Raw genomic sequence first — 12,742 nt, 5'->3', positions numbered from 1 at the left:
CCTGATAAGGTGCGGATTTGTAATTGTTAGTCAATGTATTGTGCAGTAAACCCTGCGTGAGTTTTCTGCTTACCACGACAGACTGCATGTAGGTCACTGCCTCTCAGCTGAGGATAAAAAGAAGTGATAAAACTTGCACTGCCTGTAACTGTTGACAGAGTAGACAGATCCACATTCTCCATGCGTCTGTACTCGCCAGGCAATGGCAGAGAAGAGTTCAAGAATGCATCTAATGACAAGAGATCGGAAACATAAGCCGCATACCAACCGTAAGCAGACTCTTTTTTACCTTGAGCAACACGGTGTAACTCATTAGATCTTTTAATTGAGAGATCATGTCTACTAATTTCTGAGGCTGTTCCAATAACAGCGCTCATGGAACCACCACGCTTTGCAATCATCAGTCTATGACGATGAGTTTGAGTTGTTAGCATTGGACGAATTTTTAGATCTTCATAGTCCTTGAAGTAACAAAAATAAAGCGGGGTAGAATACTTCCTGTTCCAGAGTCCAAGATATGTACCCTGACAACAGTTAATTATATTGGCAGATGAAGCTTCTAGTTTGCGAGCTAACTCAGCAGCACTGCCACGATGAATGATGGTTTTGTCTGGTAGGAGACACAGAATGTCTGACGCGGTTGCCTTAATAGCTGCCGCAACTCGAAGTGCAGTGGTTGCATTAGAACTCTTTCGTATCTGATAAAGATGAGACTCAGTAAACGCACTAACGCGAGGACCAGACTTGTAGTAGCTGAGATTAACTAAGCAGCCATCTACCCTAGCTTCATCGCAGATGCAACCTAGGCATTCAATTATTTGCTTTTCAAGTTCGATTGAATCATGCTCAGAAATACCTTCCTTAACTTTCAATCGTAGCTGAGACGATGGGAATACAGGGTGGTTTTGTTTCTCTCGTATTCTTTTGCCAGATCCTTGCCCTGTATAGGAAACACAATTAGTTTGTGACTCATCGACATGCCATATACGCTTCGACATCAGTGCCTGCCCATCAATTACAACATAGGCAGACGCATCGTAAGTTGCTTTGCCTAAGTAGATATAGACGTAGTAATCACCTGGCGACTCCTGCGGAACAAAAGTATCGGCGACGAGCTGTGCTCGCTCAAGCTGTGACAGATGTTCAGACATCAGTCCAACTCAACGTGAGCCTTGCGTTCACCAAGCGTGTACTGAATTAACCCGTGCTTATAGAAGAGGTCACGTCGGTTAAGCATTAGATGAAAGCCTGACTCCTCAAGAGGGCCGAGCTGATCGATGATGTTAATAGGTAATTGTGCTACAACTGCATCATCATTGAGTGAAGCATTAGCTTTGATTGGGTATGTAATCTTAGAAGTATTATTCATTTGTAATCCTTGAAATGTATTAGCATTACTACTGTTATTCAGATTTAAGTCTAGCTACTAGTAACAGTAGATGAGAGGTGGGCCTTACATAGTGATCAGCCAAAAACGAACCACCGAAAAATGCTGACACTAATGCCCAGTGATTTAATCCTTAGGTGGATACGGGGCGAGGTTCAGGAGACAACGCAACCGAGCGTGTCTTTCACCAACGTTATCGAGATCGACAAGCAGGCGATATTCCAAGTCATCGATGTACCTCTGCTTGTCGTATGGGGATAACTCAGGTGGCGAAATGTATTTCATTCCTTCCAAGCAGTTGGATAAGAGGTGATGACTTGCTTCACTTCACTGGCACCACCGAGAAGGCGAGCTTCAGTTGGGACTGTTAAATACTCTATGTAGCCAGTCACAAACCAAACACCTTTATGATTTTGTTTAGGGCGTGGCTGACAATACGTTTTAATGATAGTCACTGTCTCGAATTTATCTGAATGAAGGAAGTCCCATTCGAAGTTATCGTAAAAGTCTTCACGGTCTCTATCAAATAGGTAAGGCTTAGCCTTGATTAGCTGTTGTTCCTTTTTGACCTGACGCATAACGTTTTCGTTTTCGGATGCGCAGATTGCCATCGCTTCTGCACGGCTTGAAGCCTCTATCGTTAGGGGAGCAGAGCAAGCAGCCATACCGATAACAAACGGAATGGCAAGCAGGGGTTGGAGTTTCATCAAGAAACCTCGGTAATAGAAGCATCATCAGCTGCAGGTGCCAAAGATGAATCCCTCAAGCGAGTGATTGTTGAGGGGGTCTTTGGCTTTCGACGACGGGCAGGACGTGGCGTTGCTGGTGCTTTAGTCGCAGGCTCTTTGACTGGTGCAGCAACAGCAAGCACTGTTGGAGCAGGTGCTTCAACATCAGCAGTCAGCTCAGTGAAGATTGCTTGTAGGTACGGAGCAATCACCCGTGATGTGAGGCAGTGGACAATGGCTGCTATGTAAAACAGCACAGTAATAGTCGTGTTCATAGTGATAAAAGATAAGGACGAAATGTTAAGAGAATATATACCTGCCATCAATAGATAGCAGGCGTTGTTTGTATCAGCCGAAGGAAGGCAGCGGGTCTGTCTCCGAATAGCCAGCAGCAGAAGGTTTGGCTGGTGCTTCATCAACAGGCAGGCCTTGAATTGTGACACCAGCTTCAGCAGCAGCCTTGCGTAAAGCAGAGACTTGTGTGTCATCAAGAGCATCAATGAATGCCCGCACCAAACGGACAGAACAGACGCTCATACCAACCACCGAAGCAGCGGCGAAGATTATCCCTGTGCCAGGTAGTAATGAAACAATCAAGGCAGCGACGATTATGTATGCCGCTTTTGATTTAGTGCATTCCCAGGAAGCAGACAAACACTCTTTGACGAGAGCTTGGCGTGAGATTTGACCTGCCCTATATAGAGGGATGAGCTCAAGCCCACGCATTACGCCAGCGTAAGCAGCAGTAATGGTGGCACCACCTGCCGCAAACTCTGCGGGAGCGTCAAAGCCCACGGAGTTAGTGTCAGCATTTAAATCCCAAGCCACAGCACCTGCGAGTGGAACTGTTTCGTAGCCTGGCTGACGAGGCTTGATAATATAGTTACCATCTTGGTCTTTAATAAGCATTTGTTTTCTCCAGTAAATGAATGTGAAATATTGGTTGGTTCAGCTCGGTTGTCACCTGGCACAACTGGCTCACTAACTTTTAATCCTTCTGAACCACTTTGAAAAATGCCCACCGCTAGGTGGGAGATATGTATCAATCAGTAGCGATAAAGCAGCAGCTCACTGCTGTTGTCGGGATTGACAGCAAGCAGGCCGTTAGCAACCTCGTGTGTCTGGCAATACTCATTGAGAGCAGCAGCAACTAAAGGAGCTGTGTGCGAGTTGAAATCATCAATGTCAAAGCACTGTGGAGCGCAATCAGCTTGGACATATTCACCATCTTGAAAAGCGTATGGTGTGTAGTGAAGGGCGGTGGCAGTGTCTGTAAAACGCAGAGCATCGACACCTTCAACGCTATTGATGTGCTCGGAAATCACACGCTCAGTAAGCGTAAACTCTTCTGATTGACGAACGGTAGCGACGGTAGTTCTAGTAGCAGTAGTCATAGTTTTTATGGTGGTAGTTTTTAATATGGAAAGGACAAGGTCAATGAAGACCACCCCGCCCTAAAGCGCCTGATAAGGCGCAAGGCTGTTGGTTCTGTAGACGCAGGGCTCCGTAGAGCCTGACAATCAGAATGAGAATGAGACAGGCGAACTCTCAGTTACATTGCCTTTGAGTTGTGGATATTTACCTTCGTCATTCAGCAACAGAGTTCCGCCAAACTCAACGGTATAGTCCGTAATGATTTCAGTGCTATCGAGAGCAGCCATCAATAGCTCACGGATATCAGCTTCATCTTGGTCTCTGTTGTAGTCAAAGGCAGGGACCTTGGTTGAAAGCACGCCAGCCTCAGCAGTGCTGGCATAAACAGTGAAGTCCTCAAACCCAGTAATCGCAGTCCAAAGAAAGTCGATGGACACCACGCTGTAGCGGGCAGCGAATACTTGAGCGAGTGTGCTGACAGCTGAGGTAGTAGTAAAAGTAGTCATAGTATTTACAGTGGTGGTAGTTGTTTAATGTGTAAGGCTTTATCTGTCCCTTACTGATAATACCCTAGCAAGGATAAGTGATAACAGGGGGGCTCATTATTGTATAAAGAATAGAACAAGGCGGAATACTTATTACTAAATATGACCCGCCCTGCTTATCAGACAGAAATCAAGCTGTTGCTTCTGAACCGACGACAGTTACATTCAATCCAACGAGAGCGAACAGGTCATCGCTGAGGCTATCAATGGCTTCATCGGTAGGCTCAAGCTCAAGTCCAGTATCAGGGTCGCAAGCACCATTAAGTTGAGCGCTGAGAAGGTTACTGGCATACTCACGACAGGCATCTGATAAACCTTCAAACAGATAATCAAAAGCGTGGTCCGAGCTCTGAAGCAACGCAACCCGAAGGTCAGCTAGCTGTTGTTGTGAAAGAGTATTGACAGAAATCGTAGGCAGTGCTGGTGCTGAGATAGCAGTAGTCATTATCGTAGTGGTGGTAGTTATTTACAAGGAGGAATGCTTCTTCCCCATATCAATATTGTAGCCGAGATTAGTGATAATAGCAACCCTCTTTATTGTATAGAGGATATAGATAGGGAAAGAAGTATGTTACTAAATATGCCTGACTGTGCCCTGCTTGTAGGCATAAGTCAAAGACAAATGCCTAACAAAAGCACGACAGCTCTACGGCATTAAACAGAGGTACCAACAGATGCGCGACGACGGATAATCGTGTGCGTCACAGCAGTGGAGCCAATAGCTGAGCGGATGGTACCGAAGCTTTGGCGACGGTTAGCCGTAGAAAAAGTACGGACAGCAAAATTTGATGTGAACATTAGAAGTCATAGATAAGGAGTTATGAACGTTGCACTGCCGTAGCTTCGAGGTCTCGGTTGGGTAGGCGTCCCGCCAACCGTCAACAACCTGTCTGCGAACAGAGTAACCACAGAACAGTGGCTACGTCAACCAGATGCAACAACAGAAACGGATGTGACTAATCAGTCACCTCAGTAAGAGTTAGTCACATTCGATAGCGTTAGATTTAATCGAAAAGTTTCACGAAAATAGTGAGACATTTGGGACACCCCTGTAATCGACTGCGACAACAGCGATGTGCTGTCTCACTGCTTGGGTAGAGGAGGAGGTGCTTGTCACAGTCAAAGGGCTGTTAACAGAGCGAGCTTGCGAGCGTTAAAGGCTGTTCGGGCTGTTGGCTTGCCCTGCCTGTTAACTGTGGATTAATGAGTACTCACGATCGTTGATAACTATTGAAGGCTGTTGCTTGAGCTGAAGGCGTAACGTCTGATAGGCATCAGACATATCGATAGCATCAGCAAAGTTTCTAATAGATTTGAAAGTATCACCAGTAGTCAGGCACTTCACTTGCAGGCGGCCATGCGTATAGCCAATGGAACAGTTGTGACAGCAGGTGGACTTGCCAGACCTCAGGTTTGTAAGGCTGACGCCATCAAAGGTATTGCCACACTTCTTACAAAGAGCACGCACAAAATAATTGCTACCCTGTTTCGTCCAGTCACCAGCAACGACTAACCAGCTGCCATACTCAAGACCAGCAAATTGATGGGTGAGGAGGTCAATACCTTGCTCACGTACATAGGTATAGAACTTGGTGCTGTTGAACGGAATGCCAAGAAGCCGTGCCGTTGCCTTAGGTCTGCCGCCATTCTGTTTGATGTGGTCGATGATCTGGCGAAAGGCTTTGACCTGCTTTGATCTGATGTGTTCATCGGTGTACTGAGCCAGCATCTTGCTGACATAGGGACCACTGCAACCACAGGCAATGGCGATCTCCTTCTGTGTCATACGACCTGAGCGATACGCATCGACATAGGACATCACATCACCAGTCACAGGCTTGCGAACATGTGGCATCTCCATGCCATTGCGTTGAATCCACAAGCGCAGTGCATTGACGTCACGCCCAACAGCAGTAGCAGCAGATGCTTGAGGCATACCACCCCGCACCAGGCTGATGAACTTGGTGATTGTATCTATGGTGATCAACGGGTACTTCATATTAGTATCGATTCGATTACATTTATTCTACAACACAAAGTATTATCGTGCGTTGATTAATCGTAAAGATAAATGAAATACATTTGATTTAGATTTGCTGTGATTAACTGCAGTGATTGAAATAATATCTAACAACATTGGTTAGCATCATAAGCTAGTTATTTTTTTTGTTTGACCGCCGATACGGGTACAGAGGGTATTAAACACGTCTAAAATTTTGTAGCATTTTTACCAGCCTATGGGCGGTTTTCCTCTGAGCGGCTGTGAAGTGAAGGGGGGTCTGTATATATCGATGAAATTTTTTGCAGCATATTTAGGGCCATATAGGGTCTTTATATTTTCTTTAAGGTTGTATGCGTTAGGCGTTACGCAAACCCCTTGGCGCTTTTTTCCTTATGCAATGCTGGAACCCCAACTGATTTAACTCGACGCTGACCGTGAAAGATCTGTGTCCGAGGAGTAGTAGTGCGTCTCCCGGCACGGTTGACAGTGCCTTTCACTCCAGCTTTGATCATCCATTCAGAACGCCAGCAATTATCCATCGCCGCTTTAAACGTAATGGCATTATCGCAAGTTAGATGCATGGTGCCTTCGTTCACCATTGCCAATGCATCATCACAAAGTTGATTAATAATTCGTGCTCGCTCAACCAAAGGAAGAGTGAATAAAATTGTGGAAGCAAGGCAATCCATATCAGCAAAAAAGCCACTGTCCGTACATCTACCTACCTGCTCTAGACCTTTCCTGAGATCAGAATAATAAGGAGGACTACAAATTGTCCCCAACGATAATGAACTATTACCCCGTTGATATAACACTATCTGACCAAACATACTATTCTGTTCGTATAGGGCGATGCGCTGACTTTCTTTTACGTGGAGCCATAAATGATCTAGTGGTATTTTGTCACGCTCTTCTGGAAGTAGATTATTGTTTGAGATCTCAACTTCAGCGTCTTTCATTAAGACAAAGCTTTTGAAGTTACTGATCCCAGTAGTGGCCCGTATCTCTTCCTTGGCTGCAGGTGGAATAGCTGAATACTTAACAACAGTGCCATCGATGAAAGCCCAATTGCCGAGATAAGGCAGCAGCTCTATGCGATCGATGGGAGCACCCACCAGCTCATCAGGTAAATCGCTGAGGCTTGAGATAGGAGTGCGTAACAGAAGCGGGAGGTTTGTCATGCCTCAGTTCTACACCTCGCATACCCCAGCTGTCAACACGTTGTCACTACAAAGAGGATGCAGTTAGTCAAGAGAAAGGGTCTTGAGCACCGAAGCAATGAGCTTCCAGCTTGTCGATGCGAGAAATTAGGTCCTTAACGACCTGTCTTGCTCTCTCATCCACGACGTTTATATCGTCGATAGATACGGGAGGGGCCTGAGGGGTGATGCCTTGAAGCTTCTCGCTACAAGCCAGACGGATCCAATTGGAACGATCCATGCCGCAAGCAGAGGCAGTTGCATCAATGCTTTCGAGTAAATCAGCAGGGATGCGGAGGTTGATCGATTTAGGGCTAGGCATAGGTATGGCAAGCGACTTGAACATAATGACCCTACAAGGACAAGGCTCTGTGCGCCACTGTCGAGGCACGGTGTATTGACAGAGGGGATGCAGCTGGTCTACAACAGGTGTATGAAAGAACTACGTACTTACAGCGTCACCATCCGTAAAAGCGGCAGCCGATACGAAAGGCGCATCATCGTTAAGGCATGCGTCTCACCTATGGCCGCTTGCAGAGTTGCGCACTTGACCAAGACACGTCCAGGTGAAACAGCGATCCTTGCCTATGCAGGGCGGTGAGCATTGCACGATCGGGAGCAAACAACCCGAGAACCATTGCTACAACTAAGGTAATCAGAACTAATCATGGGAATATCCACCCAATCCAAAGTCGCATTCATCTGCAAGAACGACGAGAGCGAATGGGCTGATCAATTTAAGGAACGCTCGTTTGTTCCTGGTGGTGGCTTTTGGGAGCACGAGATGGATATGACTGTTCCTATGGAGCTAGTCGAAACACGTAATGGCGGACGGGTACTGCTATTCCATTCGGATTACTACGGAGTCATATCACCCGCTCGTATCAATCTCCCTGTCTCAGTGCAGGCTGTCGTCTGTCAGTCGTATTCCTGCCAAGGCGAACCCCAGGATCCTGTCTATGCGATCCTTGCAAGCAATATCCGCTCTCACGATTTCTCAGATGAAAACCCAGCCGTAAAGCATTGCTGGTTTGATTTAGATGGAGAGTCTTCCAGAATAAGCGAAGCAATTGATGAAGCTGGTTGGGATGAAGAGACACAAGTCAGCTCCTTTTCAGGTGATGACTTCTACGACAGCATTCAGGAACAACTAACGGCAAAACGAGAGACCGCTTATCAGGATTTGATTACTGCTGTAGAGCAGATGAAGGATCTTGAAACTCCTTTCATTGATACTCCTGATGTCGCAACAATGTTGGGCTATTTCAAATCCATCAATCATGAACAAGGTTCAGATCTTGAGTGGTGGGGTGAATGGAATGGTGATCCTCTCCCACCTGCACCAACACATCGGCACGCTCGCCGGGCACCAGCAGCAACTCCTGCAACGGCAGTGGTTGCTCCAGTGCACCACCATCAGTGGCAATCAGATGCATGGTGTGACCCTCCAGCGCCAGTCGCCAGAAGCGGGCATTGGAGGCGTTGAGAAGGCGTAGGCGCAGCAAGCCGCCGGCTGCAACCTGCAGCTCGGGCTTCACCTGGCCGTTCACGCTCAGAATCGAGCCTTCTCGGCCAAGCATCACACCAGAACCGGAGCGCTGGTTGGCGGCTGGAAGATCCTTGAGCACAAGCACTTCTTCCTGGGCCGCCTGCACTTCAGGGATGCGATCGAGATCGCCTCTCACCAGCAGCGCACCACCCAGGCCACCAAACACCTGGTCAGCCACCGTTCCATGGTGATGGGGGTGGTAGTAGAAGAGGCCCGCCGGGTGATTGTCCGGCAAGGAGAAGCTGTAGCTCTGTCGCTGGCCAGGAGCAACCCTCAGGAACACATTGTCGGCTGCTCCGCTGGGTGGAATGTGCAGGCCGTGGTAGTGCAGATTCGTTGGCTGAGTCAGGCGGTTGTGCAGCTGGATCCGCACCGCATCACCAGGCTGCAGTTCAAGCTGGGGGCCAGGGAGTAAGCCGTTGTAGGTGAGTGCCCGTCCTGATGTGCCAGGGATGCTGATGGACGTTTCCTGCGCTACCAGATCCAGCTCCAGCAGGCCAGCTTGAGAGCGCACTGGCGACGTCGCCGCCGCGTTGATGCTCCTCCGTGGATCTGCGTCCCAGCCATGGCGCAGAGCCGCGACTGAGGCTGCTGCAGTGCCACCGGCTGCCAGGGCGAGAAAGGAGCGCCGGCTGATCACAACGCACCCCCAGAAGCAAGAGCCATCACTGGCTGAATCAACATCGCCAAACCCATCAGCCCCATGATCAGATTCTCAGCGAAGCTCACCACCCCCAGCGGTGTGCGGGAGTTGCCGCCCACGCAGGCACAGTTCAGTGCCAGGTGATCGACGAACACGGCTTTGCCGACGGAGACCATGCCCATCACACCGAGAAGCACTGCTGTCACGCCAATCACAGCTTCAAGGCCCATACTCTCGGCCGATTGCAGCATCCCAAGTCCCACCAATAGCTCAACAGCGGGATACAGTTTTCCCCAGGCCTGCCAACGCTGCGTGAGCAGGTCATATTTGCGGAAGCTTGCAGCGAATGCCGCAATATCCATCAGCTTGAGCATCGCCAACAGGCAGATCGCCAGGCCCATGTAGCCCCGGATTTCGCCCCCTAATGCCAGGTTGATCAACAGAGCGCTCAGGAACACAGCGATCACTGGTGCGTAGGACACCTCTGCTGTTTCCGCGGTGACACCAAGCCGTTTCGCCAGCTCGGTGTAGCCCCCAATGCGCTCCGCGCCGGCAAACACCTGCGGCGTGGTGGTCACACCGTGGGCATGCTTGAAGGCTTCCACCTCCGCCTGGCTGCGCAGAGGATGATCCTCAAACGGAATCCCCTGGGCGCGCAGGAGCTGAAGCGCGCGCTGCCCCCACGGACAGGCATGCTCGGGCGTCTCCATCCTGTAGAGACGCACAGCGCTGAGTTCCGGCTTAGCCATCACCCTCCACCGTCTGGAAGGCTTGGGTCCGGCCGGATTCGGTGAAGGTGAACACCGTGTAGCTCTCTGTCTTGAACGGTGATTCCATGCCGGGCGAACCGAGCGGCATACCGGGTACGGCAATTCCGGCCACCTGTGGGCGTTCCTTCAGCAGCCGCTGAATCGCCGACACTGGAATATGACCCTCAACCGTGTAACCCCCAATCCGGGCGGTGTGACAGGACTGCAGCTGAGGTGGAACGCCGTAGCGCTGCTTGATGCTCGCAAGGTTGCTCGTCACGTAGTCCTTCACTGTGAAGCCGGCTTGCCTGAGGTGGTCCAGCCAGCCTTTGCAGCAGCCACAGCTTGGGGAGCGATAGGCGGAAACCACCGCAGGCACAGGTATGGCGGCGACTGGAGGCATCAACAGAGGCACAGGAGGACGGCGACTGCTTCCACCGTAAACACTCCAGTCGGTGGAGAGTCAATGGGGTGGCTCAGCCGCCGGAATCTCCAGGGAGAAGCAGCTGCCGCATCCAGTCCTGGAGTGCACCTGGATTGCTGCGCGATGGCGGACGGCGATGGCTTGCGCGATGGCCAGCCCCAGCCCACTGCCACCCTGGAGGCGTGAGCGAGACGGATCCAGTCGCGTGAAGCGATCAAAGATTCGGCCCTGCATCTCCTCAGCGATGCCAGGTCCGTTGTCGGTGATTGAAAGCTGGAAATGGCGACCCTGGTGCTTCAGGGAGACGTCGATCGCGCCACCTGCTGGGCTGTGCTGCATCGCGTTGCTCAGCAGATTGATCACAAGCCGGCTGAGTTCTGTCTCCGCCCCAAGCACCTTGGCACTGGACATCCATGACGTGTGAATCAGGCTCACCTGAGCAGCCGCAGCTGTCTCTGAAAAATCCTCCATCACATCGGCCGTGATCTCGGCGAGATCACACACCGTTGCCGGCTCCCGCTCGCAGGGTCGTTCAAGGCTGGCGAGCACCAACAGGTCGCCGATCAGGTTCTGCAGGCGCCGGCCCTGGACAAGCACCCGATCCCAGCTCTGGATTGACGGCTGTTCAGCCACCATGGAACGTGTGGGGCGTTCTGCCTCCACCAACGCCAAGAGATTGGCAAGAGGCGTGCGTAATTCGTGCGCGACGTCAGCGCTGAACTGCTCCTGACGCTGATAGGCCTCTAGCAGTGGTGCGATCGCCAATCCAGCCAGCCACCAGCTGGCCGCGCCGATCGCCAAGAGCGCACTCAGAAAGACACCATGACCCAACCACAACACCTGTTGGGCTTCCCGATCGAGATCGTTCAGGCTGCGTGAAATCTGGAGGAAGCCCCACACCGGTTCTCCGCTGCCGTTGGAGTGGTGGAGATGGATGGAATAGGTGAGCCAGCGCTGGCCGAATGCTTCTTGCGTGAGCTGCCAACCTTGATCCGCAGCTGGAGATACAGCCTCCGGAGTCCCGGGAGAGCTGGCGATCAGAGCACCGCTTTGATCGAGAACACGCAGCTTGTAGCGGTCGGGATCAGTGGCACTGATTACATGGCGTTCAACCAGTGAATCTGGTGCCTTGCAAGGCTCTCCTGCGATACAGAGGCCCGGCAGAACCGCAACGAGTGCGGATGTGGGCCGGGCTCTCTGCGGCAGGACAGGCTTAAGACTGTCGTGCAGGGTTCCGGCAAGAGCCTGCAGTTCACGTCGGATCGCACTCTCCTGGCTCTGCAGCAACAGCCTTCCCATCGCGAAACCCGCGCCGTATAGGAGTGCACCCATCACCAGCAAGGAGAGTCCCGCCAGCCTCAATCGAGCTTGAAACAACAGGCGATGCGCCGGCGTTCGGATGGTCATCACAGCAACACCGCAGCGTGCGGATTCAGCCGATACCCCTTACTCGGGACGGTTTCAATCGGGGAAGCAAGCCCATGAGCAGCAAGCTTGCGCCGCAGCAATCGCACTTGAGCTGCAACAACATTGCTGATGGGATCTTGCTGGAGATTCCACAGTTGGTTGCGCAAGCGAGAGCCTGAAATCACCTGACCTGGGTGATCCATGAGATAGCTCATCAGTTGCTGCTCTTTCGTGGACAGCTCAATACTCATCTCAGCTGTGGCTGTTGTCACGACCAGTTGCCCCGTGGCGAGATCCAGCCGGAAGCAGCCGGCTTCCAGGACTGGTGCGCGATAGCTGGGATGACGCCGCTGCAACGCCCGTACCCGTGCGAGAAGTTCCTCCATCGCAAATGGCTTGCTCAGATAGTCGTCCGCGCCGGCATCCAGCCCCTCGACCCGATCGGCTGTGTCGCCGCGTGCCGTCAGCAGCAAGAGCGGCAGCTCCAGGCCCCGCGATCGCGCTCGCCTACACAGATCGAGGCCGCTGAGGTCTGGGAGCATCCAATCGAAAATCCCCAGCTCATAGCGGGCCTGATCACTGCCAAGCAGCACCCAGGCGTCCTGGCCGCTGACGCAGTGATCCACCACATGCCCGTGGTCCTGCAGAACGGCCTGGATGGATCCCGCCAGATCCGTCTCGTCCTCCACTAACAGGATCCGCATGGGCATCAGCGTGGCGGATCAACGAGGCTCA

15 protein-coding genes are annotated in these 12,742 nt (G+C 51.3%); all 15 read right to left on the bottom strand.

What is annotated here, in order from left to right; translation table 11 throughout:
* Positions 1-26: 26 nt before the first annotated feature.
* The 15 genes from SynSYN20_RS03740 to rppA all read right to left on the bottom strand — a co-directional run bounded on the left by SynSYN20_RS03740 (position 27) and on the right by rppA (position 12,711).
* Positions 27-1,151 carry a hypothetical protein gene (locus tag SynSYN20_RS03740; RefSeq protein WP_186524789.1) on the bottom strand — a complete coding sequence of 375 codons (1,125 nt, stop codon included), beginning with the start codon at positions 1,149-1,151 and terminating at the stop codon, positions 27-29.
* A 517-nt stretch (positions 1,152-1,668) separates the two neighbouring features.
* Positions 1,669-2,094 carry a hypothetical protein gene (locus tag SynSYN20_RS03735; protein ID WP_186524788.1) on the bottom strand — a complete coding sequence of 142 codons (426 nt, stop codon included), beginning with the start codon at positions 2,092-2,094 and terminating at the stop codon, positions 1,669-1,671.
* A complete protein-coding gene (locus tag SynSYN20_RS03730; RefSeq protein ID WP_186524787.1) occupies positions 2,094-2,390 on the bottom strand; it encodes a hypothetical protein in 297 nt (98 codons plus the stop codon). Before SynSYN20_RS03730 ends, SynSYN20_RS03735 begins: the two co-directional genes overlap by 1 nt.
* A gap of 73 nt (positions 2,391-2,463) precedes the next feature.
* A complete protein-coding gene (locus SynSYN20_RS03725) occupies positions 2,464-3,024 on the bottom strand; it encodes a hypothetical protein (protein ID WP_186524786.1) in 561 nt (186 codons plus the stop codon).
* Positions 3,025-3,161: 137 nt separating this feature from the next.
* The gene (locus tag SynSYN20_RS03720) at positions 3,162-3,563 is read right to left on the bottom strand and encodes a hypothetical protein (protein WP_186524785.1); all 402 of its coding nucleotides are present in this window, start codon (positions 3,561-3,563) and stop codon (positions 3,162-3,164) included.
* Between the two features lie 72 nt (positions 3,564-3,635).
* Positions 3,636-3,995: a hypothetical protein gene (locus SynSYN20_RS03715; RefSeq protein ID WP_186524784.1), complete on the bottom strand. Its 360-nt coding sequence runs from the start codon at positions 3,993-3,995 to the stop codon at positions 3,636-3,638.
* 169 nt (positions 3,996-4,164) lie between these two features.
* Positions 4,165-4,479: a hypothetical protein gene (locus SynSYN20_RS03710; protein ID WP_186524783.1), complete on the bottom strand. Its 315-nt coding sequence runs from the start codon at positions 4,477-4,479 to the stop codon at positions 4,165-4,167.
* 744 nt (positions 4,480-5,223) lie between these two features.
* Positions 5,224-6,033 (bottom strand): hypothetical protein, encoded by an 810-nt coding sequence (locus SynSYN20_RS03705; RefSeq protein ID WP_186524782.1) that lies wholly within the window; start codon positions 6,031-6,033, stop codon positions 5,224-5,226.
* A 365-nt stretch (positions 6,034-6,398) separates the two neighbouring features.
* A complete protein-coding gene (locus SynSYN20_RS03700; RefSeq protein WP_186524781.1) occupies positions 6,399-7,217 on the bottom strand; it encodes a hypothetical protein in 819 nt (272 codons plus the stop codon).
* 67 nt (positions 7,218-7,284) lie between these two features.
* Positions 7,285-7,557 carry a hypothetical protein gene (locus SynSYN20_RS03695; RefSeq protein ID WP_186524780.1) on the bottom strand — a complete coding sequence of 91 codons (273 nt, stop codon included), beginning with the start codon at positions 7,555-7,557 and terminating at the stop codon, positions 7,285-7,287.
* Positions 7,558-8,509: 952 nt separating this feature from the next.
* Positions 8,510-9,424 (bottom strand): multicopper oxidase family protein, encoded by a 915-nt coding sequence (locus SynSYN20_RS03690; protein ID WP_255476357.1) that lies wholly within the window; start codon positions 9,422-9,424, stop codon positions 8,510-8,512.
* On the bottom strand, positions 9,421-10,176 hold the full coding sequence (locus SynSYN20_RS03685) for a MauE/DoxX family redox-associated membrane protein (RefSeq protein ID WP_115070382.1): 756 nt from the start codon (positions 10,174-10,176) through the stop codon (positions 9,421-9,423). Before SynSYN20_RS03685 ends, SynSYN20_RS03690 begins: the two co-directional genes overlap by 4 nt.
* A complete protein-coding gene (locus SynSYN20_RS03680; RefSeq protein WP_115070381.1) occupies positions 10,169-10,579 on the bottom strand; it encodes a DUF411 domain-containing protein in 411 nt (136 codons plus the stop codon). The genes SynSYN20_RS03685 and SynSYN20_RS03680 overlap by 8 nt, the downstream gene beginning before the upstream one ends.
* 60 nt (positions 10,580-10,639) lie before the next feature.
* Positions 10,640-12,007 carry a two-component system sensor histidine kinase RppB gene (gene rppB / locus SynSYN20_RS03675; protein ID WP_186524779.1) on the bottom strand — a complete coding sequence of 456 codons (1,368 nt, stop codon included), beginning with the start codon at positions 12,005-12,007 and terminating at the stop codon, positions 10,640-10,642.
* Entirely contained in the window at positions 12,007-12,711 is a 705-nt protein-coding gene (gene rppA / locus SynSYN20_RS03670) for a two-component system response regulator RppA (protein ID WP_115070524.1), read from the bottom strand. The genes rppB and rppA overlap by 1 nt, the downstream gene beginning before the upstream one ends.
* Positions 12,712-12,742: the final 31 nt, after the last annotated feature.

The organism is Synechococcus sp. SYN20, assembly GCF_014279555.1.
Taxonomy (GTDB): Bacteria; Cyanobacteriota; Cyanobacteriia; order PCC-6307; family Cyanobiaceae; genus Synechococcus_C.
Note: the sequence above shows the minus strand (reverse complement) of the source record. Positions and strands in the feature narration are given on the sequence as shown.